We start from the raw sequence: 23,399 nt of genomic DNA on the forward strand, positions 1-23,399 counted from the left end.
GGCGCTCGCTTGCCGCTCCGTACGCGGGAGGTGCATTCAGTACCGGGGCGGCAAGCCCACCGGCGGGGACCTCCCGCACGCGTTTCAGCCGAGCTGCGGGAGGACCTCCGCGCCCAGCCGCCGTACGTTCTCCTCGGTGGCCGCCAGGTCGCCCGAGCCCTCGACCAGCAGGGCGAAACGGGAGATCCCGGTCCGCTCGCTGGTCGCGGCGAGCCGGTCGGCGGCGAGGCGCGGGGTGCCCACCGGGTGCAGCCCGCAGAGCAGTTCGGTGTAGGCGAGCGGGTCGCGCATGGCCCGCGCGCGGCCGTCCACCGTCACATGGGCGTCCAGGCCCTGCCGCAGCCAGCCGGGCATCGCCTTCGTGAGCGTCTCCACGGCGTCGGTGCGGCGGTCGGCGATCTGGCAGACCCCGGCGGAGACATGGGCGGCCTCGCGGATCTCGTCCCCGGAGCGCCCGGCCGCGCGCGCGTGCTCCCGCCACAGGGCGACCATCTGTGCCTTCTCCTCGTCGCCCACGTGCATGCCGAGGAGCATCGGCAGCCCGCGCTCGGCCGCGAGGCGCACACTGCGCGGCGAGGTGCAGGCGACGACCACCTCGGGGCCGGCCACGTCCGTGAGGCACTCCGACGGCCGGGGCACGACCGCCACCTCGCGGAAGCCGAACCGCTCGCCGGCGGCCCCGACGGCCGGTTCGCGCAGCCAGCGCAGCAGCAGATCGAGTGATTCCGGGAAGCCCTCCTCGTAGGCGCCGAGGCCCGAGCCGAAGACCTCCAGGTCGACCCAGGGCCCGCCGCGCCCGACGCCCAGCGAGAACCGCCCGCCGGACGTGATGTGCAGCAGGGCGGCCTGCTCGCCCAGGGCCACCGGGTGCGCGGTCGGCAGGACGCTGACCGCGGTGCCGACCCGCAGCCGGCGCGTGCGGCCGAGCAGCAGGGCGGCCAGGGTGACCGCGGACGGACAGGTGCCGTACGGCACGAAGTGGTGCTCGGCCAGCCAGACCGAGTCGAGGCCCGCCTCCTCGGCGACCTCGGCGGAGCGGACCGCCCGGTGCAGCGCCTCCCCGTCGCCCTGGCCCGGGAACCGGGCCGCCAACACGAAACTACCTACGCGCATTGCTGTTTTCCTGCTTCCTTGGCTCCGACGCGGAGCTCCCCCAGCGGGCATAACCGTCTGACACGTGCCGAGGACACGGCCTGGCGGGGGGATTTGCGGATTGTCTGCAGAATCGAGGGTCCGCGCGGGGGACTTGTGGGGGTTGGTGCCGTACGGGTACCCCGGTCGGTGCCGCGTAGGCTTGAGTCGACCCCCGTCCTGTATAGCTCCGTGAGGTGTCCCGTGTCCCCGCGTCGCAACCGATCCAAGGGCGCCGGCCCGTCCGGCCGCGGTTCCGCGGAGGACCGCACCGGCCGCTACGGCGGCTGGCAGTCCGCGGAGAGCTGGCAGGGCGAGGACTGGAACGTACGGCATGTGGCGGGCTCGAGCGCGCACGGTAAGACGTACCGCTGCCCGGGCTGCGACCAGATGATCCCGGACGGTGTCCCGCACGTGGTCGCCTGGCCGGACCACGTGGGCGTCGACGACCGCCGCCACTGGCACAAGGCGTGCTGGAACGCGAAGGACCGCCGCACCACGCGGGTGCAGCGGTCCCGTAACGCGCCGAGGTTCTGAGGGGCTACACGTCGCGCCGCTCCAGCAGCGCCCAGGCGCCCGCGAACACGGCGGCCGTCACCCCGAGCATGATCCACAGAGGGTCCCAGCCGTCCGGGCCGGACTGCGACAGGGACTGCGCGTAGAAGACGCCCAGCTGGTTCGGGATGGAGTACTCGAACAGCGCCTGCTGCAGGTCCTGCAGGCTCTCCGCGAACATGAAGAGCGCGATCACCAGCGGCGCCAGCAGGAGGCCGATCATGATCGTGATCGCGCCCGCCGAGTGCCGGATGACCGAGCCGACGACGAGCGACAGCAGCCCCAGCAGCGCCAGATAGAGCGAGACGCCGACGGTGCCCTTCAGCCACTCCTCGGTCGACGGCTCGCGGGCGCCGTCCAGCATGGCGACGTCCGCCAGGGCGACCAGGACGGCCGACACCAGCGTCACCGTGAACGCCACCGCGAAGAAGACGATCGCCTTCGCCGCCAGCACCCGGCCGCGGGTCGGGCAGGCCGTCATCGTGGTCCGGATCATGCCGGTGCCGTACTCCGACGCCGTGGTGAGCACGCCGAGCGTGATGATGCAGATGCTGCCGAGCAGCAGGCCGAAGAACCCGAACGGCAGGGGGCTCTCGCCCGCCAGGCTCTCCTGTGAGGCGTTGGCGGCGATCAGCGCGGCCACCGCCAGGCCGATGCCGACCACGAGCGCCACGAACACCCCGAGCGTCCACACCGTGGAGCGCACCGACCGGATCTTCGTCCACTCGGACGCGAGCGCGTGCCCGAGGTGCGTGCGCACCACCGGGATCGGCGAGGTGTACGTGGGGTACGGCTGACCGGGAGCCGCCTGCCAGGTCGGTGCGGCGGTCTGCGGCATCGGGGGCTGGGGCGTGCTCATCGGGCTTCCTCGGACTTGGTCGGGGCGGCGGGGGCGGCTTCCTGCGGCGCGGCGGCCGGCGTGGGCGGCGCGGGCGGCTGGGCGGGCGCCTGCGGGGGCGCGGGCGCGGCGGCGGGCTGCGGCGCGGGCGCCTGGCTCGCGGGCGCCTCCTGCGGCGCCTGGGCGGCCGGCTGGGCGTACGGGTTGGCCGGGGGCGCCCCCGGCGCGGCGGCGGGGCCCGCGGGCGCGCCGTAGGGGCCGGGCGCCCCCTGCGGGGGCGGCGGCGGGGCGTACCAGCCGGGCTGGCCCTGGCCGGGCACCGGCATCGGCGGCTGGGCGCCGGGCGGCAGCGGCCGCTGCAGCCCTTCCTTCTGGTCCGCGGTCGAGCGGTAGTCGACGGCGCCCTGCGTCATCCGCATGTACGCCTCCTCCAGCGAGGCCTGGTGCGGCGACAGCTCCCACAGCCGTACGTCCGAGCTGTGGGCGATGTCGCTGATCTGCGGGAGCGGCAGCCCGGTCACCCGCAGCGCGCCGTCCTGCTCGGGCAGCACATGTCCGCCCGCCTCGGTGAGCGCGCCGGCCAGCTTCTCGCGCAGCTGCGGCTCGGTGTCGGGGGTGCGGACCCGGGCGAATCCGGCGGAGTTCGCCGCGATGAAGTCCTTCACGCTCATGTCGGCGAGCAGCTGGCCGCGCCCGATCACGATGAGGTGGTCGGCGGTCAGCGCCATCTCGCTCATCAGGTGGGAGGAGACGAAGACGGTACGGCCCTCGGCCGCCAGCGACTTCATCAGGTTCCGCACCCAGTGGATGCCCTCGGGGTCGAGGCCGTTGACCGGCTCGTCGAACAGCAGCACCTGCGGGTCGCCGAGCAGGGCGGCCGCGATGCCCAGGCGCTGGCCCATGCCCAGGGAGAAGCCCTTGGAGCGGCGCCCGGCGACGTCCCGGAGGCCGACCACGCCCAGCACCTCGTCCACCCGCCGGGCCGGGATGCCGGCGAGCTGCGCGAGGCTCAGCAGATGGCTGCGGGCGGACCGGCCGCCGTGGACCGCCTTGGCGTCGAGCAGCGCGCCGACCTGGCGGGGCGCGTTCGGCAGCCTGCGGTACGGGTAGCCGCCGATGGTGACGTGGCCCGCGGTCGGGTTGTCCAGACCGAGGATCATGCGCATCGTCGTCGACTTGCCGGAGCCGTTGGGCCCCAGGAAGCCGGTGACGGCACCGGGCCGCACCTGGAAGGACAGGTTGTACACAGCGGTCTTGTCGCCGTAGCGCTTGGTCAGGCCGACTGCCTCGATCATGCTCCGCACCCATCGAAAGGTTCAGGACAGCGGGGCGCACGCCCCCCGTAAGGGTTAGGAGGATATAAGGGCGCTGACGGTTCCACTCAAGGGCGAGTAAAACTTCGCCCCACCGGCCCCGGATCACCCCTTATGTGCCTAGGCGTCCCGCTTCCGGAGCGTGAGATAGCCGCCGACGAGGGCCGCGATCACCCACAGCGCCATGATGCCGAGCCCGCCCCAGGGGCCGTAGGGACGGTCGTCGTCGACCGGGGTGACCACCTGGAGGATCGCGCTGCCGGCCTGGTCGGGCAGATAGCGGCCGACCTTCTCGGTGGCGGAGACGTTGCCGAGGATGTTGGAGACCAGGAAGAAGAACGGCATCAGGATGCCCAGCGACAGCATGGGGGAGCGCAGCATCGCCGCGATCCCCATCGAGAACATCGCGATGAGCATCATGTACAGCCCGCCGCCGAACACCGCCCGCAGCACTCCCGGGTCGCCGATCGACGCCCGGTGGTCGCCCAGCATCGCCTGCCCGAGGAAGAACGTGAGGAAGCTGGTCGCCAGGCCGACAACCAGCGCCAGCGCGGTCGCCACCGCGATCTTGCTGAACAGGAAGGTGCCGCGGCGCGGCACGGCGGCCAGCGAGATCCGGATCATGCCGGTGCTGTACTCGTTCGAGACGACCAGCACCCCGAACACGATCATCGCGAGCTGACCGAGGCTCATCCCCGCGAAGCTGATGAAGGTCGGATCGAACTCCAGCCGGTCCCGTTCGCTCAGATTGTCGAACTCGTTCCTCGACAGGGCCGAGATCAGCATGCCGAGGGCCACGGTCACGACCAGCGCCAGGGACAGCGTCCACACCGTGGAGGCCACCGAGCGGATCTTGGTCCACTCGGAGCGGAGTACCTGCGTCGTCGCCATCAGTTCCTCCTCCAGCCCTCGCCCCACGCCTGCTGCCGCTCAGGCGGCGGGGCCGGGGCCTGACCGGTGTGCGCGTGGTACTCGACCGACTCCGCGGTCAGCTGCATGAAGGCCTCCTCCAGGGACGCCTGCTGGGTGCTCAGCTCGTGCAGCACGATCTGGTGCCGCGCCGCCAGCTCCCCGATCCGCTCGGACGTGGCGCCGTCGACCTCCAGCGCGCCGTCGCCCGCCTCGACCGGGGTGACGCCCTCGGTGTGCAACAGGTCGAGCAGCCGCTCCCGCTGGGGGCTGCGGATGCGGACGTACGCCCGGGAGTTGCGGGCGATGAAGTCGGCCATGGAGGTGTCGGCGAGCAGCCGGCCCTGCCCGATGACGACGAGGTGGTCGGCGGTCAGCGCCATCTCGCTCATCAGATGTGAGGAGACGAAGACCGTACGGCCCTGCGCGGCCAGCGACTTCATCAGATTGCGGATCCAGTGGATGCCCTCGGGGTCGAGGCCGTTGACCGGCTCGTCGAACATCAGGATCCGGGGGTCGCCGAGCAGCGCGGCCGCGATGCCCAGGCGCTGCCCCATGCCCATCGAGAAGCCCTTGGTCTTCTTGCGGGCGACCGCGGTCAGGCCGACCGTCTCCAGCACCTCGCGGACCCGGGCATCCGGGATGCCGTTGCTCTGCGCGAGACACAGCAGATGGTTGTAGGCGCTGCGGCCGCCGTGCCAGGCCTTCGCCTCCAGCAGGGCGCCGATGTACGTCAGCGGGTCCTTGAGCTCCTGGTAGTGCCGGCCGTCGATACGGACGTCACCGGCCGTCGGATGGTCCAGGCCCAGCACCATCCGCATCGTCGTCGACTTGCCCGCGCCGTTCGGGCCGAGGAAGCCCGTGACGATGCCCGGTCTGACGGTGAAGGACAGGTTGTTCACCGCCACCTTCTCGCCGTACCGCTTGGTCAGCCCCGACAGCTCGATCATGCGGCCACGCTAGGGGGACCGTTGGGCCGATGCCACCCGGGCGGTGCAAACAGTCCTCGGTAATTCCGTTCAGCCCGCGCACGGCGAAGGCCCGCGCCCCACGAAGGGGCACGGGCCTCGGTCGTTCTACGGCGTCAGCCGGTCACCGGGTCTGCTGCGCGGGGACCCCGCGGGAGATCGGCTCGTCCTCGGCCGGGGTGCCGGCGGCGGCCACCGCGGCGCCCGTGAGGGTCGCCAGCATCTCGCGCACGTTGGTCAGCTGTGCGTTGATGCTGTCGCGGCGGTTGGTGAGAGCGGCCAGCTCGCGCTCGGATTCCGAACGGATCCGGTCGGCCTTGGCGTTCGCGTCCGCCACGATGTCCTCGGCCTGGCGCTGCGCGGTCTCCACCGTCTGGCGGGCACGGCGCTCGGCGTCGGTGCGCAGCTTCTCGGCCTCCAGGCGCAGCTGCTCGGCGCGGTGCTCGATCTCGGCGAGGCGCTTCTCGGCCTTGGCCTGACGCGAGGCCAGGTCGCGCTCCGACTGCTCCCGGCGCTTGGCCAGGTTGGTCTCGAAGTCGGCGGCGGCCTGCGCGGCCTTGGCGCGGGTCTCCTCGAAGAGGGCGTCCGCCTCCTCGCGCTTGGACTGAGCGTCCTTCTGCGCCTCGGAACGCAGCTGAGAGGCGTCGCTCTTCGCCTTCTCGACGATGCGGACACCCTCGTCCTCGGCCTTGGCCTTGCGCTCCGCCGCGAACGATTCCGCGTCGTTGCGCACCTGCTGGGCCGCCGACTCGGCGAGCTCGCGGTGCTGCTCCGCCGCCCGCCGCGCCTCCTCGCGCAGGTCCTTGGCCTCCTCCTCGGCGAGGCGGAGGATCTTCTCGACACGCGCGCCGAGGCCCGCGTACGACGGCTCGGAGTCGGTCACCTGCGCCTGGGCGTTCTGCGTCTCGAGGTGGAGCTCCTCGATGCGCTTCTCCAGGGCGGTGATACGGGCGAGAGCGCTGTCACGGTCGGAGACGAGCTTCGAGATCCGTTCGTCCACCTGAGCGCGGTCGTACCCACGCCGCACAAGCTCGAAGCCGTAGGGGGAAGTGTCGCTCATGGGGTTCCTGTCGAATGAGACCGGTGAGGTGATAAGTGGAATCCTAGGGGCCGAAGCGGTGTGTCATCGAGCGGATACGTGTTTGATCTGGAGAATGAGACCCCTTTTGAGTGGCTAACCGTCGGACGGCTTGCCAAAAACCCGGTCAAAGCCCCCAGGAGACACCGGAACCCGCCCCGGACGCTAGCCGTCGGACGCCTTGCCACCCGATCGGGGAGCCCCCACGGTCGCCCCCGCCTTGACCCCGCCGTCCTTCGCGCCGCCCGGAGCCTCGAAGGACTCGAGCGCCTCCAGCACATCCTGGACGCGTGAGATCTCGGCGTTGATGTCCTCGCGGCGCCGGACGAGGACCTCCAGCTCGCGCTTGCCCTCCTCGACCGTGGCCTTGGCCTCGCGGATCGCCTCCGCCTTCAGCTCCTCGGCCTCGCGGATCAGCGTCGCCCGCTTCTGCTCGGCCTCCTTGAGCAGCCCCTCGGCCTTCTTCACCGCGGCGATACGGACCTTGCCCGCCTCGGAGTTGGCCTCCGACACCAGCTCCTTGGCCTTCGCCTGCGCCTTGGACAACTGCTCCTCGGCCGCCTTGATGAGCGCGTCGCAGCGGTCGCCGGTCGACTTCATCGTCTCGGCGGCCTCCCGCCGGGCGCGCTCGTGCAGCTGCTCGATCTCGCTGGTGATGCGGTCGCGCAGCTCCTCGGCCCGCTCCCGGATCGCGGTGGCGTCCCGGCGGGCCCCGACCAGCAGTTCGTCGGCGTCCGTACGGGCCTTCTCCACCGCGGTGTTGCCCTCGACCGTCGCCTCGGCGACCAGCCGCTCGGCCTCCTTGCGGGCCGCGCCCACCATCGTGTCGGCCTGCGCCTCGGCGTCCGCGGTCGTCTTGTGCGCCTGCTGCTGCGCCTCGGTGAGCAGCTTGTCCGCCTCGGCGGTGGTCTCCGTGATGAGCGTGTCGACCTGCTCGGCCGCCTCCGAACGCCGCTTGTTGGCGTCCTTGCGGGCCTCGTCCAGGGTGCGCTCGGCCTCCTCGCGGGCCGTGGCCACCAGACGCTCCGCCTCCGCGGCCGCCTCGGCCCGCACCCGCTCCGACTCGCTGCGGACCCGCTCGGCGTGCTGCTGCGCCGACCCGACCGTGTCCGCGGCCTCCGCGCGCAGCTCCTCGGCCTTGGCGTGCGCCTCGGCCAGCATCCGGTCGGCCTCGGCGATCGTCTCCGACTGCAGCCGCTCCGCCTCGGAACGGGCCTCGGTGATGAGCGTGTCGGCCTGCTCCGCCGCGTCCGAGCGGATGCGGTTGGCGTCCTCGCGGGCGTCCGCCCGGGTCCGGGACGCCGCCTGGTCCGCCTCCGCGATCGTGTCGGACGCCTCGGTGCGCAGCCGCTGGGCGTGCTCGGTGGCCTCCGTGCGCAGCCGGTCCGCCTCGGCGATGGCCTCGCCGACCGTGCGCTCGGCCAGCGACTTGGCGGCCTCCGTCTCCTCCTTGGCCTCGCGCCGCAGCCGCGCGGCGTCCTCGCCGGCCCGCTCCCGCTCGGCGTAGGCGTCGGAACGGACCCGGTCCGCCTCCTCCTCGGCCTCGCGACGGGTGCGCTCGGCCGCGTGCTCGGCGGCGCTGCGCAGCCCGGCGATCTCCTCCTGGGCCTGCTCGTGCAGCCCGGTCACGGAGTCGCGGACCTGCTGCGCGTGCTGCTCGGCCGCCGACACCATCTCGGTGGCGCGCCGGTCGGCCTCCTCGACCAGGCGCTCGGCCTCGGTCTGCGCCTCCTCCACCCGATTGCGGGCGGAGGCCAGCAGTTCCTCGCTCTGCTCGCGGGCCCGCTCGCGCTCCTGGTCGGCCTCCTGGCGTGCGGAACCGAGCAGTTCCTCGGCCTCGCGGCGGCGCCGGCCGGCCTCCTCCTGGGCGGCGGCCAGCGTCTCCGACGCCTCCGTGGCCAGCCGCTCGGCGGCGGCCTGCGCCTCGGCACGTACCCGGTCGGCACTCTCCTGGGCCTCCGACCTCAGCCGTTCGGCCTCGGCCGCGGCCTCCGACCGCAGCCGTACGGCGACGGCCTCACCCTCGGCACGGGACGCCGACGCGTCCGACGCGGCCTCGGTGCGCAGCCGGTCGGCCTCCTCCTCGGCCTGCTGCTGGAGCGTACGGATCCGCTCGGCCGCCTCGCCGCGCAGCCGGTCGGTCTCCTCGGCGGCCTCCCGGCGGATACGGGCGGCCTCCTCACGGGCGTCGCGCAGGGCCTCCTCGGCCGCCGCGAGCCGCTGCTCGGCCTCGGTGTGAAGCCGCGTCAGCTCCTCGGCGGCCTCCGCGCGGCGCGCCTCGACGCCGCGCTCGGTCTCCTCGCGCAGCTCCTGCGCGGCCCGCTCGGCGTCGGCCTTGATGCCCTCGGCCTGCTCGACGACCTCCTCGCGGTGCCGCTCGGCCTCCTGCCGGGTGCGCTGCAGCGTCTCCTCGGCCTGCCGGCGCAGCGTCGTCGCCCGCTCGATGGCCTCGGTGCGGACCTTCTCGCTGTCCGTGGTGGCCTTCTGGCGCAGGTCGTCCGCGTCCTGCTTGGCCTTGGCCAGCAGCTCCTCGGCGGTCTTGGCCGCCTCCTCGATCTGCTGGACGGCCTCCTTGCGGGCCTCCGCGCGGATCTTCTCGCCCTCGGCGACGGCCTCCGAGCGCAGCTGCTCGGCCTCGCCGCGCAGCCGGCGGGCCTCCTCCTGGAGCTCGACCGTCTTGGCCCGGTACTCCTTGGTGTCGTCCTTCGCCGCGCCCTTGAGCTGCTCGGCGATGTCGTGCGCCTCGGCGCGCAGCCGGTCCGCCTCGGTCTCCGCCTCCCGGCGGATCCGCTCGGCCTCCTCGACGGCGGCCTTGGTGGTGTTCTGCGCCTCCTGCTGCGCCTTGTTGAGCACGTCCTCGGCGGTCTTGGCCGCCTTGGACAGCTGGGTCGCGCTCTCCTCGGCGGTGAGCGTGCGGGCCTTCTCGGCGGCCTCCGCGAGGACCTTCTCGGCCTCCGCGCGGGCGTCGGCGATGACCTGCTCGGCGTCGGCCTTGGTGTTCTCGGCCTCCTTGGTGGCCTCCTCGACCAGCCGGGCGACCTGCTCCTTGGCCGTGCGCATGCGCTGCTCGTTGGCCGACTCGGCCCCGGACAGCGTCTTCTCGGCGGCCGCCTTGGCCTCGGTGACCAGCTTCTCCGCCTCGGACTGCGCCTTGCGCAGCGCCTCCTCGGCCTCGGCCATGCGCTGCTCGGCGGCCCGGCTGAGCTCGAGGGCCTGGCGGCGGGCGGCGTCCGACTCGTTGACCGTGGAGCTGCGCAGCTGCTCGGCGTGGTCGGTGGCCTCCTGGGCCTGGGTGGAGGCGGCGTTCAGCAGGCGCTCGGCGTCGGTCCGTGCCCGGCGCAGGATCTGCTCCGCCTCGGTACGGGCCTCCTCGGCGGCGTCCGTCAGCCGGCGGCGGGCCTCTCCGGCCAGCCGCTCGGCCTCGGCGCGGGCGGCCGACAGGGCCTGCTCGGCCTCGGCGCGCGACTCGTCCAGCAGCCGGCGGGCCTGCTGCTCGGTGCGGGCGCGCAGCTGCTCCGCCCAGGCCACGTTCTCGTTGACGTGCGACTCGACGGTCTGCCGGCGCTCGGCGAGCTCCTGGTCCAGCTGCTGGCGGCGGGTGACCGCCTCCTGGTGCAGCTCGGCCTGGAGCCGGGCGGCCTGCTCGGCGTGCTCCTGGAGGATGCGCTGCGTCTGCGCGCGGGCCTGGCTCAGCTCGCGCTCGGCCTCCTGGCGCAGCTGGTCGGCCTGCACCTGGGCGTTGCGCAGCAACTGCTCGGCCTGGTATCCGATGTCACCGCCGTCGAAGGCGGGCCGGGACATGATGGTGCGGCGCGCCTCGTGAAGCTTGGCGCGCAGCACCTCGACCTGGTAGCCGAGGTCCTCGGCGTGCTGGATCGCCTTCTCCCGCTCGGTCTTCAGCCGATCCATCTCGGCCTCGAACCGAGAGAGGTGGTCGACGTCAGCCGCCGGCTCTCGCTCCTGGCGTTCGTAGCCCCGCACTGCGCGGTCCCATCCGTCCCCTGGTCGCATCCCTGGCCATGAGCCCCGTCCGTCCGAACGGACGGTGCCCCCGGGGAATGGTGTCAGATCAACGGCGGAGCATGGGCTGCTGCCCCGACGCTCGCCCCCCGATACCCGGACCCCGGCATGCGGTCACCTCGGTTCAGAGAGCGACCGCCCCCCACCCTACCGGCCCCTATGTACGAGGGTCAGTGCTCAGGTGACTCAACAGGCGCCGAAGTGACCAGTTCTGTCAGAACACCATGACAATCCTTGGGGTGCAGGAACGTGATGCGTGACCCCATGGAGCCGCGCCGCGGCTCTTCGTAGAGCACGCGCACGCCCTTTTCCTTGATCGCGGCGGCGTCGCCGTCCACGTCGGCGGTGCCGAAGGCGATGTGGTGGACGCCCTCGCCGTTCTTGTCGAGCCACTTCGCCACGGTGGAGTCCGGGCGGGTCGGCTCGAGAAGCTGCAGGTAGGAGGCGCCGCCGTCGGAGGTGTCGTTGATCTTGAGCATGGCCTCGCGGACGCCCTGCTCCTCGTTGACCTCGGAGTGGAAGACCTCGAAGCCGTAGGTGGCCCGGTAGAACTCGACGGTCTTGTCGAGATCGAAGCAGGCGATTCCGATGTGGTCGATTCGCGTCAGCATGGATTCAGTGGAGCGCTCACGGGGTGGTTACGCAACGTGCGCGCGATCACACCGACGGCCCGGTGACGGCACGGAGTGCCACTCAGTACATTCGAAGTAAACCCTCGTTCACTCCTCGGCTGTGCAGGCTGGAAGGGGATCTCACCTCATGTCTTCTGGAAACGGCACGACGTCCGTCATCGTCGCGGGTGCCCGTACCCCGATGGGACGGCTGCTGGGCTCGCTGAAGTCGTTCTCCGGAGCCGACCTCGGCGGCTTCGCCATCAAGGCCGCCCTCGACCGTGCGGGGATCGGTGGCGACCAGGTCCAGTACGTGATCATGGGCCAGGTGCTCCAGGCCGGGGCGGGGCAGATCCCGGCGCGCCAGGCCGCGGTCAAGGCCGGCATCCCCATGAACGTCCCGGCGCTCACCATCAACAAGGTGTGTCTGTCCGGCCTCGACGCCATCGCCCTCGCGGACCAGCTGATCCGCGCCGGCGAGTTCGACGTGATCGTCGCCGGTGGTCAGGAGTCCATGACCAACGCGCCCCACCTGCTGCCCAAGTCCCGTGAGGGCTACAAGTACGGCGCGGTGCAGGTGCTCGACGCGATGGCGCACGACGGCCTGACCGACGCCTTCGAGAACATCGCCATGGGCGAGTCCACGGAGAAGCACAACACCCGTCTCGGCATCGCCCGCCCCGAGCAGGACGAGATCGCCGCCCTGTCCCACCAGCGTGCCGCAGCCGCCCAGAAGAACGGCGTCTTCGAGGCCGAGATCACCCCGGTCGAGATCCCGCAGCGCAAGGGCGACCCGGTCCTGTTCAGCAAGGACGAGGGCATCCGCGGCGACACCACCGCCGAGTCGCTCGGCAAGCTGCGTCCCGCGTTCGCCAAGGACGGCACGATCACGGCCGGCTCCAGCTCGCAGATCTCCGACGGCGCCGCCGCGGTCGTCGTCATGAGCAAGGCCAAGGCCCAGGAGCTCGGCCTGGACTGGATCGCCGAGATCGGCGCCCACGGCAATGTCGCGGGCCCCGACAACTCGCTGCAGTCCCAGCCGTCCAACGCCATCCTGCACGCCCTGAAGAAGGAGGGCCTGGAGGTCTCCGACCTCGACCTGATCGAGATCAACGAGGCCTTCGCCGCCGTCGCGGTGCAGTCAATGAAGGACCTCGGCGTGTCATCGGAAAAGGTGAACGTCAACGGTGGTGCCATCGCCCTGGGCCACCCGATCGGCATGTCCGGTGCCCGGCTCGTGCTGCACCTGGCCCTGGAGCTGAAGCGGCGCGGCGGCGGCGTCGGCGCGGCCGCGCTGTGCGGTGGCGGCGGTCAGGGTGACGCGCTGATCGTGCGGGTACCGAAGGCCTGACGTCCTTTCGCGAGGACGACGCAGTAGCGAACGATCTGTGAACGGAGCTGTGATGCAGGACGTCTCCACCCTGGTGGCCCAGGCCAGGGAAGGCCGGCCGCGGGCCGTGGCCCGGCTGATCTCCCTCGTGGAGGGGGCGTCCCCGCAGCTGCGGGAGGTCATGGCGGCACTGGCCCCGCTGACCGGCAACGCCTACGTCGTCGGTCTGACCGGGTCCCCGGGCGTGGGCAAGTCGACGTCGACCTCCGCGCTCGTCACGGCCTACCGCAAGCAGGGGAAGCGGGTCGGCGTCCTGGCCGTCGACCCGTCCTCGCCCTTCTCCGGAGGGGCGCTGCTCGGCGACCGGGTCCGGATGTCGGACCACGCCTCCGACCCCGGCGTCTACATCCGGTCCATGGCGACCCGGGGGCATCTCGGCGGCCTCGCCTGGGCCGCCCCGCAGGCCATCCGCGTCCTCGACGCGGCCGGCTGCGACGTGATCCTGGTGGAGACCGTCGGCGTGGGTCAGTCGGAGGTGGAGATCGCCTCCCAGGCCGACACCTCCGTCGTCCTCCTCGCCCCCGGCATGGGCGACGGCATCCAGGCCGCGAAGGCGGGCATCCTGGAGATCGGCGACGTCTACGTCGTCAACAAGGCGGACCGCGACGGCGCCGACGCCACCGCCCGCGAGCTCAACCACATGCTGGGCCTCGGCGAGTCCCGCGGCCCCGGCGACTGGCGCCCGCCCATCGTCAAGACGGTCGCCGCCCGCGGCGAGGGCGTCGACGAGGTCGTGGAGGCCCTGGAGAAGCACCGCGCCTGGATGGAGGAGCGGGGCGTCCTGGCCGAGCGCCGGCGCGCCCGCGCCGCCCGCGAGGTGGAGACCATCGCCGTCACCGCCCTTCGCGAACGCATCGCCGACCTGCACGGCGACCGCCGTCTCGGCGCCCTCGCGGAGCGGATCACGGCCGGCGAACTCGACCCGTACCGCGCGGCGGACGAACTGGTGGAGGGCCTGACGCGCACCTAGGCCGTGTCCGCAAAGACGCCCGGCACGCCCTCTCGCCGGGGTCGCGGGGGTCCGGTGCCGCACCTCGCCGCGTTGTCGTCGGTCGCCATGGCGCCGTCCTCCGCCTTGCGATGCACGGCACCGGACCCCGCTCCCTGATCCGGCCTGATCCAAACGAAAGACCCTAGGCCGCGTCGGTCCTTCTTGCTACCTTGATCCGCATGTACCTCTCCTTGGCGTAGGCGGACACCGGGCCGCGGTCCGAGCCCGACGGCTCCCGTGGCCCCTCGGTGTCCCCTTCCTCCACGCCATCGCGAGGACTCGCCATGCCTGCCTCCTACGCGCACGTGCTGCGCCTGCCCCATGCCCGGACGACCTTCGCCGCCGCCCTGCTGGGCCGGCTGTCGTACGGGATCGTTCCCCTGTCCTTGATGCTCGCCGTGACCCGGACCAGCGGGTCCTTCACGGTGGCGGGCGCCGTGATGGCGCTGTTCTCCGCGACGAGCGTCTTCCTGTCGCCCGCCCGGGCGGCCCTGATCGACCGGCACGGGCCGCGCCGGGCCCTTGTCCCGATGACCGCCGCCTACGCCGGGCTGCTCGGGCTGCTGACGGCCGTCGTCTGGCGGCCGGGTGCCGCCCCGCCGCTCGTCGTGGGCGCCGTGGCCGCCGCGGCCGGGGCCTGTACGCCGCCGCTCGGCCCGGCCATGCGGGCCGTGTGGGGCAGGATCGCCCCCGACCCGGATCTGCTGCGGCGCGCCTACAGCCTGGACGCCGTCGCCGAGGAACTGCTGTTCGTCACGGGCCCGTTGCTCGTCGGCCTCGTCGTCGCCCTCGCCCCGCCGGCCGTCGGCATCGCGGCCGGGGCGGCGCTGATCACGGCGGGCGCGGCCGGCTTCGTCCTGTCGCCCGTGGTGCGGTCGGTACGGCCCGAACGTGCGGGAGCGAAGGAACACGAGGGCGGCCGGGGCCGTGTCCTGCGCACGATCCGGCGGCCCGTGCTCGCCGCCCTGGGCGTCGGGCTCGCGCTCGGCGCCGTCGATCTGCTCGTCGTCGCGTTCGCCGAGGGCCACGGCCCGGGCGGCGGGGGCGCGGCCTGGCCGCTGGCCGCCCTGTCGGCAGGGAGCGCCGTCGGCGGGCTGCTCAACGGCGCGGTGTCCTGGCGTACTTCGGCCGGCGTACGGCTGCCGCTGCTGACGGCCGGTCTCGGCCTCGCGGTGCTGCTCGCGGGCCTGGCGACCGGCCTCGGCACGCTCACGGCGGTCATGGCGGCGGCCGGGTTCTTCGTGGCGCCCGCCCTCACCACGGCCTACCTCCTCGCGGACGCGGCGGCCCCGGCGCATGCCCGGGTGCGGGCCGGCGCCTGGGTCAACACCGCGGTCAACGCGGGCAGTACGGCCGGGACGGCGGGCGCCGGGGTGCTGGCGGGACTCCTGCCGACGGGCTGGTGCCTGGCGGCGACCGGCGCGGCGACCCTGCTGGTGGCCGGGACAGTGGCGAGGGGCGCCACCCGGCGGGGTGACGCCCCTCGACCCGTGGGGGACGGGGTTCGTGCGGCGAAGACGTCCTGACGTCCTGACGTCAGTCGTCGTCGCGGTCGTTACGGTCGTCGCGGTCGTCGTCCTGGCCCGTGTCGTCGTGGTGCGCGGTCACCGCGCCGCTCTCGAGGTCGACGTTCCACTCGCCCTTGGTGGTCTCGGCCTTCCAGACGGCCGGGCCGTCGTCGTCCAGGTCGATCTCGACGACGGTGCCCTTCGCGGCCGCCGCCTCGGCGGCCTCGCGGGCATCCACCGTGGAGCCCTTCAGCGCGGCGAGGTCCGTGCGGCCGTCGTCGTCACCGTCGTCGTCGCGCCGGTCGCTCAGGACCTTGCCGTCGCCGGCGGAGACCCGTACGTCGTGCTCGGTGCCGTCGGCCTTCACGACGGTGACCTCCCAGACGCGCGAGCCGTCGTCGTCCAGTTCGGCGGAGACGGCCGTGCCCGGCGTCCGCTCCAGCGCCGCCGCGATCGCCTCGGCGGCGGTGACATCGGCGCCCCGCGCCTGCGAAGCGGCCTCCTCGCGGTCGTCACGGGCGTCGTCCCGGTCGTCCCGGGCGTCGTCCCGGTCGTCGGTGTCGTCCTTCGGCGCGTCGTCGCGGTCGTCGGCGACCCGGATGTCCGACTGCCGGGGCGACGCGCCGTCGTCACCGCTGCCCGCGTAGGCCGCGACCGTGCCGCCGCCGATGAGGGCCGCCGCGGCCACGGTGGCGAGGACGATGTTGCGCTTCATGGATTTCCTCCCGGTTTCCGCCGAACATTCCGGCTCGGTGCCTTTCGACGGGATTCAATGTGCCCGTTCGATGCTGAGAGGAAGCTGAAGGACCCTGAAGACGTCTTCAGGTGGGCTTTGCCAGGCTGTACGCATGCGCCTGCTGATCGTGGAGGACGAAAGACGCCTGGCCCGGTCCCTCGCCAAGGGCCTGACCGCCGAGGGCTACGCCGTGGACGTCGTCCACGACGGCCTGGAGGGGCTGCACCTGGCCGGCGAGGGGATCCACGACCTCGTGATCCTCGACATCATGCTGCCCGGCATGAACGGCTACCGGGTCTGCGCCGCCCTGCGCGCCGCCGGCCACGACGTGCCCATCCTCATGCTCACCGCCAAGGACGGCGAGTACGACGAGGCGGAGGGCCTGGACACGGGCGCCGACGACTACCTCACCAAGCCGTTCTCGTACGTCGTCCTGGTCGCCCGGGTCAAGGCGCTGCTGCGGCGCGGCCGGCAGGGCGCGGGCGCCTCACCCGTCCACGTCCTCGGCGACCTCAGGGTCGACACGGCCGCCCGCCGGGTCTTCCTCGGCGCCGACGAGGTGCCGCTGACCACCCGGGAGTTCTCGGTGCTGGAGACGCTCGTGACACGGCCCGGCGAGGTGGTGTCCAAGTCGGAGATCCTGGACCACGTCTGGGACTTCGCCTACGACGGCGACCCGAACATCGTCGAGGTGTACGTCAGCGCGCTGCGGCGCAAGCTGCGGCCCGAGCTCATCCGGACCGTCCGGGGCGCCGGGTACCGGCTGGAGCGTCCGGAGACGGCGTCATGACGCGTCGCTGGTTCGGCTCGGTCCGCTCCCGGGCGACGCTGGCCGCCACGCTGGTGGTCGCGGTGGCCCTGCTCGCCGCCGGGGCGGCCGTCCTGCTGTCGCTGCGCTCCGATCTGACGGGGCAGGCGGAGTCCGAGGCGGCGAGCGCGGCGCGGGCCGTCGCCGTCGAGCTGTCCGACGGCCGGCCCTACGACAGGCTCACCGGCCTCGACGAGGACGACCGGCCCGTCCAGATCGTCGACGAACGCGGAAGGGTGGTCGCGGCGAGCGAGGACCTGGAGCGCGTCACCGGCGCAGGCGTCGACACCGCCCGGTCGCGGAATTCGGGCGGACCGGCGGGCGGGGAGGCCGACGACGACGCAGACGACTCCGACGACGCGAACGGCTCCGACGGGCCGGACGACGACGACCCCGCCCCCCGCGGCGAAGTCGACTCCGACACGGACTTCAGCACCGGCACGGCCACCATCGACGGCACCACCGCGGACTACCGCTTCGCCGCCGTCGAGGTGGAGTTCGAGGACCGGGGGAAGTTCACGGTGTACGCCGGGGCGCCGCTCGCGGCCGAGCGCAGCGCCGTCGGCACCGCCACCACCGCCATGCTGATCGGCTTCCCGCTGCTGCTCGCGGTCGTCGCGGGCGCGACCTGGCTGGTCACCCGGCGCGCGCTGAGCCCGGTCGAGGGCATCCGGCGCGAGATGGCGGCCATCACCGCAAGCGAGGACCTGGCGCGCCGCGTCCCGGTCCCGGCCACCCATGACGAGGTGGCCCGGCTGGCCCTGACGACCAATGAGACGCTGGCCGCGCTGGAGAGCTCCGTGGAACGCCAGCGCCGCTTCGTCGCCGACGCCTCGCACGAGCTGCGCAGCCCCATCGCCTCGCTGCGCACCCAGCTGGAGGTGGGCGCCGCGCACCCCGAGCTGCTCGACCTGGACGGGGCGGTGACGGACACCGTACGGCTGCAGACGCTCGCCGCGGACCTGCTGCTGCTCGCCCGGCTGGACGCGGGGGAGCGGCCGGGGGACGCGCGCTTCGACCTGGGCGCGCTGGCCCGCGAGCACGCCGAGGGGCGGGCCGGGGTGACGGTGACGGCGGACGAGGTGCCGGTGGCCGGGTCGCGGGCGCAGGTGGGGCGGGTGCTCACCAACCTGCTGGACAACGCGCGGCGACACGCCCGTTCGGCGGTCACCGTGGGCGTGCGGGCGGAGGGGGAGTGGGCGGTCGTGGCCGTCGCCGACGACGGGGACGGGGTGCCGGAGGCCGACCGGGAGCGGATCTTCGAGCGGTTCGTCCGGCTGGACGAGGCGCGCAGCCGGGACGACGGGGGTGCCGGGCTCGGTCTGGCCATCGCCCGTGACGTGGCCGTGCGGCACGGGGGGACGCTGACCGTGGGCCGGGCGCCCGCGGGCGGAGCTCTGTTCGAGCTCCGCCTGCCGCGGGCTCGGTAGGCGCCGGACGCCCCAGGGGTGTCCTGTCGATCAGGCCGGGTCAGCTCCCGGTGTCCGGTGCCGTGCATCGCAAGGCGGAGGAGGGAGTCGATGCGGCGCGGTGGGGGTGCCCCCGCGGGAGCTCGTTCGAGCGTGGGGGAGAGTGACGACAACGCGGCGAGGCGCGGTGCCAGGCGCCGGGAGCCCGGCATGATCGACGAGACGCCCCCTAGGGGCGCCCGCGCTGGCTGCGCAGATGCTCGGCGATCGGCTTGAGGGCCTTGTCGAGCTCGGTCAGCGCCTCGGGGGAGAGCAGGTCGATGAAGTGCCTGCGCACGGACGCCACGTGATGCGGCGCGACCTTCTTCATCGTCTCCATGCCGTGCTCGGTGAGGACCGCGTAGAGCCCGCGCCGGTCGGACTCGCAGTTCTCGCGCCGGACCAGGTCGGCGTTCTCCATCCGGGTGATCTGGTGGGAGAGCCGGCTCTTGGACTGGAGGGTGGCCGACGCGAGGTCGCTCATCCGCATCCGTACGTCCTCCGACTCGGACAGGTTCACCAGGATCTCGTAGTCGTTCATTGTCAGGCCGAACGGCTGGAGGTCCTTCTCGAGCTGGTACGTCAACAGCCTGTTGACCTCCAGGTGGGTGCGCCAGGCGCACTGCTCCGCATTGGTCAGCCAGCGGGTGGCCGTCTCGGTCTCCATGAATGAAGTCTACCTAAAATGTTGAAAGGCGAACTAGTGAGGGGTGGTCTGTGACGGGTCACTCGTGTGCGCACACGTTCGATGTCACACTCCGCAGACTACCGCTCACAGCCCGAAGCGACGCTGGAGGTCTCCCAGCTGTCCGGGAAGGCGCGGTGCCCCGCCCGCTTGTGAAGGGCCTGTGTGCGCCCCACCGGAACCGGGGACTCCGGCGTCCGGCGGAAGCACCCCTGTGGCCTGCTCCGCCATGAGGGTCTCGCTCGACTGGAGCAGCACCGTGCCGGCCCCGACGAACTCGAACTGATGCTCCTCCCCGGAGGCCCCTCCGAGGCCCGTCAGTGCACGTAGACCGCCCATCACGCCGGTCATATAGCCATGGTCGTAGTGGTGGCACGGCGACGGGCAGTCGGCCCAGCCGACGAGCGCCTGGGGGTCCACCCGGATCGGCGGTTCCATGAACACCACCGGCCCGTTAGATGCGGCCACGAACTTTCCGGTTCCGATCAGCGTCAGAAAACCCGGCACGATCGATTGCTTGAGGGCAAGAGTTGGCTGAAAAGCGAGCAGGTTGCCCGAGCGAATGGTCAGGTTGCCGTCTTCGAGGTCGTACGAATTGACGTCGAAAGCCCGGTCGGCCAGCAGCATCTTGCCCGAGCCCTCCGCCACGACCCAGTCGCTCGCGTGCAGTGGCGAATGGAAGGACGTACGGACAAGTCGGTCCAGACGGCCGTGCCCGATGCCGTTGAACTCCATCGAGCCGTAGTACGCGATCATCTTGCCCTTCTGCAGGAACCACTGGTTCCCCTTGAGCTCCACGCAGAAGGTGTAGGAATTGACGTTGTCGTCGCTGGGCAGCGTCATGGGGTCGTACACCGTGGGACCCGCGCCCGGGTAGTGGCTCACAGCTTCTCCTCCGACGCCTGCACGTACACCGCACCGCTGCCGCTGAGCTCCAGCTGGAACGCCTCGCCGGAGCCCCGGCCCACCATGTCCCGCCAGCCCAGCGCCGTCGACAGCTTGTTGCGCACGTCGCCGTGGTGGGCGACGTACGCCTGCGGGTCGACGTGGACCGGGCGCTGCGGGGTGATCGGGACCTCGAGGACACCGCCGTGCGCCATGACCGCCACCGAGCCGTGCCCCTTGAGGGTCGTGGTGAACAGGCCCTGCCCGCTGATCTGCCCGCGCACCATGCCCATCACGCCGCCCTGCGAGCCGAGGAACAGCGTGCCCTGCTGGAGGGTGCCCTCGAAGGCGAGCAGCCGGTCCGCCTCGACGCACAGGGTGTCCCCGGTCAGGTCGATCACCTGGATGTGGTGGCCGCCGTGCCCGAACAGCACCGTGCCGTTGCCCTCGACGGTCATCAGCGGGGTGTCCTCATTGGCCACCCGGCGCCCGATCATCGACATGATCCCGCCCTGGCCGCCGGCCGTGTTCGGGGTGAAGGAGACGTCGCCCTTGTACGCGAGCATCGCGCCGCGCTGACTGAACAGCCGCTGCCCGGGGACGACCGTCGCCTCGATCATCTTGGAGTTGATCTCACGGAAGCCCATCTCAGACGTCCCCCGCGATCGTGTTGCGCTCGCTCGGCTGCACGTACACCAGCCCGTCCCCCTCGAAGCGGATCTGGAAGGCCTCCCCGCCGCCCTCGCCCAGCAGCGTGCGGAACGTCACACCGGACTGGAAGGACTGCCGCAGGTTCCCCTGGTGCGCCACATACGCCCCCGGGTCCACCGTCAGCGGGTACTGCGCGCTGACCCGCAGCACCACGGCCGGGCCGTCCGACATGATCGCCGCCTGCCCGTGCCCCTCGACCGTGGTCGTGAACAGCCCGTTGCCCTGGGAGGCGCCGCGCATCCCCGTGAAGGTCGTGCCGGTGCGCAGCCCGCCGTCCGTCGCGAGCAGATTGCTCGACTCGACGTACAGCTTGTCGCCCTGGAGGCCGACCAGGTTGATCTCCGAGGCCCGGTCCGCGAACCAGCAGGTCCCGTGCCCCTTCACCTCCATCATCGTCATCTGCTCACCGGTCAGGCGCCGGGTCACCATGCCCCGGATGCCCTCGCCGCCGCCGCTCATCTTCTTGAAGGCCATCTGCCCGTCGTACGCGACCATCGAGCCGTTCTTCGCCCTCACGGCGTCCCCGGTCATGTCGACGGCGAGCACCTTGCTGCCCTGGAGTCGGAACATCGCCACGCAGCGAAGGTAACCGCAGGCGCCTCTGGCGGACAGATACCTGCGACGGACTTCACCCCTGACACGACCCTGGGAGGGGAGGCGCGCGGGCGCCTTCCACCCCCGCGCCCCGGGCGGCCGGCGGGTTTGCCACAATGGCCGGGGCGATTGTGCTTGCGTTCACAAGCGATGCGGGCCGCTCGCCGCCCCTCCCGCCGACTCCACCCCGAAGGTGACCCGTGGACATCAAGACCGCCGGCGCTCTGCGCCGTCTCCGCCTCGTCTCGACCCCCGAGGCGGTGTCGTTCCTGCTCCTGCTCGTCTGCTCGGTGCTGAAGCGGACCACGGACTTCAACGCGGTTCCCGTGATGGGCGCGGTCCACGGCATGCTGGTCGTGCTGTACCTGATCTTCTGGGCGGACGCCTGGAACCGCGCCAAGTGGCCGCTGGGCACCGCCGCCCTCTACCTGGTCCTGTCGGTCCTGCCGACCGGCGGCTTCTTCGCCGACCGCCGCCTCAAGCGCGAGGCCGAGGACGCGGTGATCGCCTCCCGCGCCCGTCAGGAAGGGGTCGTGAACGCATGATCGTGGCGTTCTCCGTCACCCCGCTCGGTGTCGGCGAGGACGTGGGGGAGTACGTCGCCGACGCCGTCCGGGTGGTCCGCGAGTCCGGGCTGCCCCACCGCACCGACGCGATGTTCACCTCGATCGAGGGCGAGAGCTGGGACGAGGTCATGGACGTCGTCAAGCGCGCCGTCGCGGCCGTCGAGGCGCGGGCGCCCCGGGTCTCGCTGGTGCTGAAGGCGGACATCCGGCCCGGCGTGAGCGACGGCCTCACCTCCAAGGTGGAGACCGTCGAGCGGTACCTGGCCGGGTGAACCGGCGGCCGGCGCGCACCGGCCCGCTCCAACCCCCCTCGTCGCGGGGGGGACTTCGAGGCGCCCCCGGCCGCGGGGGCGCCTCGCGGCGTTCCGGCCGTGCGGAGATCCCTCGGATGGCCCGCGCGGCTCGCGGTCCCTGGGGCCCTGACCCACGATGAAGGCTCAGGGCCGGCACCCGCGTTCGCGCTGGTGGACGAGGGTACGGCCGCCGCTTGCTCCCGCGAAGGAAGGGTCCGCCGGATGACCACTTCGCCCTACACGTCGCAGTCGGCGTTCGACGGCTCCAGGATGCGCGTCCTCCTGTTCGTCGACCTCAAAGAAGACGCGCAGCACGAGTTCCTGGCCGCCTACGAGCAGATGCGCGACCGCGTCGCGTCGATACCCGGTCACCTCGGTGACCAGCTCTGCCAGTCCGTGGAAAACCCCGCCCAGTGGATCATCACCAGTGAGTGGGAGTCCGCCCCGCCCTACCTCGCCTGGGTCAACAGCGAGGACCACATCGAGACGGTCCGGCCGCTGCAGAACTGCGTCCGTGAGCTCCGCTCGACGCGCTTCGGCGTCGTCCGCGAGACCGGCGGACACCAGCGCCCCACCGGTGGGCTGCAGTCCGCCCCGCGGACCGGCGACGGCGTGATCCGACACGCCCTCACCTTCACCGTCAAGCCCGGTTCCGAGTCCAAGGTCGCGGAGATCCTCGCCGGTTACACCCCGCCGGAGGCCCGCGTCGACGACACCACGCGGCTGCGCCGGACCACCCTCTTCATGCACGGCAACCGCGTCGTGCGCACCGTCGAGGTCGAGGGCGACCTGACCAAGGCGCTGCGCCATGTCTCCCGCCAGCCCGAGATCCGGGCCGTGGAAGAGGCCCTCAACCCGCATCTGGAGCAGGACCGGGACCTCACCGACCCCGACTCGGCCCGCACCTTCTTCATCCGTGCCGCGATGCCGCCCGTCCACCACGTGGCGCGCGGCGGCCCGGAACCGGACGGCATCACCCGGCACGCCCTCTACTACCCGGCCCGGCCGGGTAGCGGGATGGCGCTCGCCGAACTGCTGGGCCGGCAGGACGAGGCGGCCGCCGCCGACCCGGCGTCACCCGTCCACCGCAGCACCGTCTTCCAGCGCGAGGACATCGTCGTCCGCCTGGTCGACGTCCGGGGCGACCCCGAGACCGACCCGGTCAGGACGCTCGGCATCCAGGGCCCCCGGAAGGCCGCCGTCCTCGCCCGCCTGCTCGACGGCGAGGCGCTCGGCGTGCCGGGACCGCTTCCGGGCGAGCGCGAGGCCAACCGCCTCCTCGCCCACGCCGGCATGGCGCTGATCACCGACCGCAGGGCCGCGCAGTCCTGACGGCCCGGGGACCGACACCTCACCGAACG

The 23,399-nt window shown here is 72.4% G+C and carries 22 protein-coding genes; 9 read left to right on the forward strand and 13 right to left on the reverse strand.

Annotated features, from left to right (window positions below):
• Positions 1-84: 84 nt before the first annotated feature.
• Positions 85-1,113 (reverse strand): LLM class flavin-dependent oxidoreductase, encoded by a 1,029-nt coding sequence (locus tag DC008_RS24090; protein WP_108708732.1) that lies wholly within the window; start codon positions 1,111-1,113, stop codon positions 85-87.
• Between the two features lie 222 nt (positions 1,114-1,335).
• Between DC008_RS24090 and DC008_RS24095 the strand changes: the two genes are divergently transcribed.
• Positions 1,336-1,668 (forward strand): ATP/GTP-binding protein, encoded by a 333-nt coding sequence (locus tag DC008_RS24095; protein WP_108708733.1) that lies wholly within the window; start codon positions 1,336-1,338, stop codon positions 1,666-1,668.
• Positions 1,669-1,672: 4 nt separating this feature from the next.
• On the opposite strand, the gene DC008_RS24100 is transcribed toward DC008_RS24095, so the two are convergent.
• The 7 genes from DC008_RS24100 to mce all read right to left on the reverse strand — a co-directional run bounded on the left by DC008_RS24100 (position 1,673) and on the right by mce (position 11,423).
• Positions 1,673-2,545, reverse strand: coding sequence for an ABC transporter permease subunit (locus DC008_RS24100; protein WP_108708734.1), 873 nt, complete (start codon positions 2,543-2,545; stop codon positions 1,673-1,675).
• Entirely contained in the window at positions 2,542-3,819 is a 1,278-nt protein-coding gene (locus DC008_RS24105) for an ABC transporter ATP-binding protein (RefSeq protein ID WP_108708735.1), read from the reverse strand. The genes DC008_RS24100 and DC008_RS24105 overlap by 4 nt, the downstream gene beginning before the upstream one ends.
• Before the next feature lie 138 nt (positions 3,820-3,957).
• A complete protein-coding gene (locus DC008_RS24110; protein WP_108708736.1) occupies positions 3,958-4,728 on the reverse strand; it encodes an ABC transporter permease in 771 nt (256 codons plus the stop codon).
• The gene (locus DC008_RS24115; protein WP_108708737.1) at positions 4,728-5,696 is read right to left on the reverse strand and encodes an ABC transporter ATP-binding protein; all 969 of its coding nucleotides are present in this window, start codon (positions 5,694-5,696) and stop codon (positions 4,728-4,730) included. The genes DC008_RS24110 and DC008_RS24115 overlap by 1 nt, the downstream gene beginning before the upstream one ends.
• A gap of 142 nt (positions 5,697-5,838) precedes the next feature.
• Positions 5,839-6,774 carry a coiled-coil domain-containing protein gene (locus DC008_RS24120; protein ID WP_055625012.1) on the reverse strand — a complete coding sequence of 312 codons (936 nt, stop codon included), beginning with the start codon at positions 6,772-6,774 and terminating at the stop codon, positions 5,839-5,841.
• A 183-nt stretch (positions 6,775-6,957) separates the two neighbouring features.
• Positions 6,958-10,773: a polarized growth protein Scy gene (scy, locus tag DC008_RS24125; protein ID WP_108708738.1), complete on the reverse strand. Its 3,816-nt coding sequence runs from the start codon at positions 10,771-10,773 to the stop codon at positions 6,958-6,960.
• 209 nt (positions 10,774-10,982) lie between these two features.
• On the reverse strand, positions 10,983-11,423 hold the full coding sequence (gene mce / locus DC008_RS24130) for a methylmalonyl-CoA epimerase (protein WP_108708739.1): 441 nt from the start codon (positions 11,421-11,423) through the stop codon (positions 10,983-10,985).
• A gap of 148 nt (positions 11,424-11,571) precedes the next feature.
• Between mce and DC008_RS24135 the strand changes: the two genes are divergently transcribed.
• The 3 genes from DC008_RS24135 (at position 11,572) to DC008_RS24145 (ending at position 15,330) form a co-directional block, all read left to right on the forward strand.
• Positions 11,572-12,774, forward strand: a complete 1,203-nt coding sequence (locus DC008_RS24135) for an acetyl-CoA C-acetyltransferase (protein WP_079033892.1) — start codon at positions 11,572-11,574, stop codon at positions 12,772-12,774.
• Between the two features lie 52 nt (positions 12,775-12,826).
• Positions 12,827-13,783: a methylmalonyl Co-A mutase-associated GTPase MeaB gene (gene meaB / locus DC008_RS24140; protein WP_108708740.1), complete on the forward strand. Its 957-nt coding sequence runs from the start codon at positions 12,827-12,829 to the stop codon at positions 13,781-13,783.
• 305 nt (positions 13,784-14,088) lie between these two features.
• Positions 14,089-15,330 (forward strand): MFS transporter, encoded by a 1,242-nt coding sequence (locus DC008_RS24145; protein ID WP_108708741.1) that lies wholly within the window; start codon positions 14,089-14,091, stop codon positions 15,328-15,330.
• A gap of 10 nt (positions 15,331-15,340) precedes the next feature.
• Here the strand turns inward: DC008_RS24145 and DC008_RS24150 are convergent, their stop codons facing one another.
• Positions 15,341-16,027, reverse strand: a complete 687-nt coding sequence (locus DC008_RS24150) for a PepSY domain-containing protein (RefSeq protein ID WP_108708742.1) — start codon at positions 16,025-16,027, stop codon at positions 15,341-15,343.
• Positions 16,028-16,160: 133 nt separating this feature from the next.
• Between DC008_RS24150 and DC008_RS24155 the strand changes: the two genes are divergently transcribed.
• The gene (locus DC008_RS24155) at positions 16,161-16,838 is read left to right on the forward strand and encodes a response regulator transcription factor (RefSeq protein ID WP_108708743.1); all 678 of its coding nucleotides are present in this window, start codon (positions 16,161-16,163) and stop codon (positions 16,836-16,838) included.
• The gene (locus tag DC008_RS24160) at positions 16,835-18,286 is read left to right on the forward strand and encodes a sensor histidine kinase (protein WP_108708744.1); all 1,452 of its coding nucleotides are present in this window, start codon (positions 16,835-16,837) and stop codon (positions 18,284-18,286) included. Before DC008_RS24155 ends, DC008_RS24160 begins: the two co-directional genes overlap by 4 nt.
• A gap of 208 nt (positions 18,287-18,494) precedes the next feature.
• Here DC008_RS24160 and DC008_RS24165 read toward each other — a convergent pair whose 3' ends face one another.
• From DC008_RS24165 to DC008_RS24180, 4 genes are all read right to left on the reverse strand, one after another.
• Positions 18,495-18,971 carry a MarR family winged helix-turn-helix transcriptional regulator gene (locus DC008_RS24165; RefSeq protein ID WP_055625003.1) on the reverse strand — a complete coding sequence of 159 codons (477 nt, stop codon included), beginning with the start codon at positions 18,969-18,971 and terminating at the stop codon, positions 18,495-18,497.
• A gap of 105 nt (positions 18,972-19,076) precedes the next feature.
• Positions 19,077-19,874, reverse strand: a complete 798-nt coding sequence (locus tag DC008_RS24170) for an AIM24 family protein (RefSeq protein ID WP_108708745.1) — start codon at positions 19,872-19,874, stop codon at positions 19,077-19,079.
• Positions 19,871-20,521 carry an AIM24 family protein gene (locus DC008_RS24175; protein ID WP_108708746.1) on the reverse strand — a complete coding sequence of 217 codons (651 nt, stop codon included), beginning with the start codon at positions 20,519-20,521 and terminating at the stop codon, positions 19,871-19,873. Before DC008_RS24175 ends, DC008_RS24170 begins: the two co-directional genes overlap by 4 nt.
• Position 20,522: 1 nt before the next feature.
• On the reverse strand, positions 20,523-21,155 hold the full coding sequence (locus tag DC008_RS24180) for an AIM24 family protein (RefSeq protein ID WP_055625000.1): 633 nt from the start codon (positions 21,153-21,155) through the stop codon (positions 20,523-20,525).
• 224 nt (positions 21,156-21,379) lie between these two features.
• On the opposite strand from DC008_RS24180, the gene DC008_RS24185 reads away from it, so the two are divergent.
• From DC008_RS24185 to DC008_RS24195, 3 genes are all read left to right on the forward strand, one after another.
• Positions 21,380-21,724 carry a DUF3817 domain-containing protein gene (locus DC008_RS24185; RefSeq protein ID WP_108708747.1) on the forward strand — a complete coding sequence of 115 codons (345 nt, stop codon included), beginning with the start codon at positions 21,380-21,382 and terminating at the stop codon, positions 21,722-21,724.
• The gene (locus DC008_RS24190; RefSeq protein ID WP_108708748.1) at positions 21,721-22,017 is read left to right on the forward strand and encodes an MTH1187 family thiamine-binding protein; all 297 of its coding nucleotides are present in this window, start codon (positions 21,721-21,723) and stop codon (positions 22,015-22,017) included. The genes DC008_RS24185 and DC008_RS24190 overlap by 4 nt, the downstream gene beginning before the upstream one ends.
• A 243-nt stretch (positions 22,018-22,260) precedes the next feature.
• Entirely contained in the window at positions 22,261-23,370 is a 1,110-nt protein-coding gene (locus DC008_RS24195; protein ID WP_108708749.1) for a SchA/CurD-like domain-containing protein, read from the forward strand.
• Positions 23,371-23,399 lie beyond the last annotated feature (29 nt).

It is taken from the genome of Streptomyces nigra (assembly GCF_003074055.1).
Classification (GTDB): Bacteria; Actinomycetota; Actinomycetes; order Streptomycetales; family Streptomycetaceae; genus Streptomyces; species Streptomyces nigra.

What these genes read in the sequence shown, in the direction of transcription:
- DC008_RS24090 (WP_108708732.1), bottom strand. Translation starts at nt 1,113, where the DNA reads ATGCGCGTAGGTAGTTTCGTGTTGGCGGCCCGGTTCCCGGGCCAGGGC.
- DC008_RS24100 (WP_108708734.1), bottom strand. Translation starts at nt 2,545, where the DNA reads ATGAGCACGCCCCAGCCCCCGATGCCGCAGACCGCCGCACCGACCTGG.
- DC008_RS24105 (WP_108708735.1), bottom strand. Translation starts at nt 3,819, where the DNA reads ATGATCGAGGCAGTCGGCCTGACCAAGCGCTACGGCGACAAGACCGCT.
- DC008_RS24110 (WP_108708736.1), bottom strand. Translation starts at nt 4,728, where the DNA reads ATGGCGACGACGCAGGTACTCCGCTCCGAGTGGACCAAGATCCGCTCG.
- DC008_RS24115 (WP_108708737.1), bottom strand. Translation starts at nt 5,696, where the DNA reads ATGATCGAGCTGTCGGGGCTGACCAAGCGGTACGGCGAGAAGGTGGCG.
- DC008_RS24120 (WP_055625012.1), bottom strand. Translation starts at nt 6,774, where the DNA reads ATGAGCGACACTTCCCCCTACGGCTTCGAGCTTGTGCGGCGTGGGTAC.
- mce (WP_108708739.1), bottom strand. Translation starts at nt 11,423, where the DNA reads ATGCTGACGCGAATCGACCACATCGGAATCGCCTGCTTCGATCTCGAC.
- DC008_RS24135 (WP_079033892.1), top strand. Translation starts at nt 11,572, where the DNA reads ATGTCTTCTGGAAACGGCACGACGTCCGTCATCGTCGCGGGTGCCCGT.
- meaB (WP_108708740.1), top strand. Translation starts at nt 12,827, where the DNA reads ATGCAGGACGTCTCCACCCTGGTGGCCCAGGCCAGGGAAGGCCGGCCG.
- DC008_RS24145 (WP_108708741.1), top strand. Translation starts at nt 14,089, where the DNA reads ATGCCTGCCTCCTACGCGCACGTGCTGCGCCTGCCCCATGCCCGGACG.
- DC008_RS24150 (WP_108708742.1), bottom strand. Translation starts at nt 16,027, where the DNA reads ATGAAGCGCAACATCGTCCTCGCCACCGTGGCCGCGGCGGCCCTCATC.
- DC008_RS24155 (WP_108708743.1), top strand. Translation starts at nt 16,161, where the DNA reads ATGCGCCTGCTGATCGTGGAGGACGAAAGACGCCTGGCCCGGTCCCTC.
- DC008_RS24160 (WP_108708744.1), top strand. Translation starts at nt 16,835, where the DNA reads ATGACGCGTCGCTGGTTCGGCTCGGTCCGCTCCCGGGCGACGCTGGCC.
- DC008_RS24165 (WP_055625003.1), bottom strand. Translation starts at nt 18,971, where the DNA reads ATGGAGACCGAGACGGCCACCCGCTGGCTGACCAATGCGGAGCAGTGC.
- DC008_RS24175 (WP_108708746.1), bottom strand. Translation starts at nt 20,521, where the DNA reads ATGGGCTTCCGTGAGATCAACTCCAAGATGATCGAGGCGACGGTCGTC.
- DC008_RS24180 (WP_055625000.1), bottom strand. Translation starts at nt 21,155, where the DNA reads ATGTTCCGACTCCAGGGCAGCAAGGTGCTCGCCGTCGACATGACCGGG.
- DC008_RS24190 (WP_108708748.1), top strand. Translation starts at nt 21,721, where the DNA reads ATGATCGTGGCGTTCTCCGTCACCCCGCTCGGTGTCGGCGAGGACGTG.
- DC008_RS24195 (WP_108708749.1), top strand. Translation starts at nt 22,261, where the DNA reads ATGACCACTTCGCCCTACACGTCGCAGTCGGCGTTCGACGGCTCCAGG.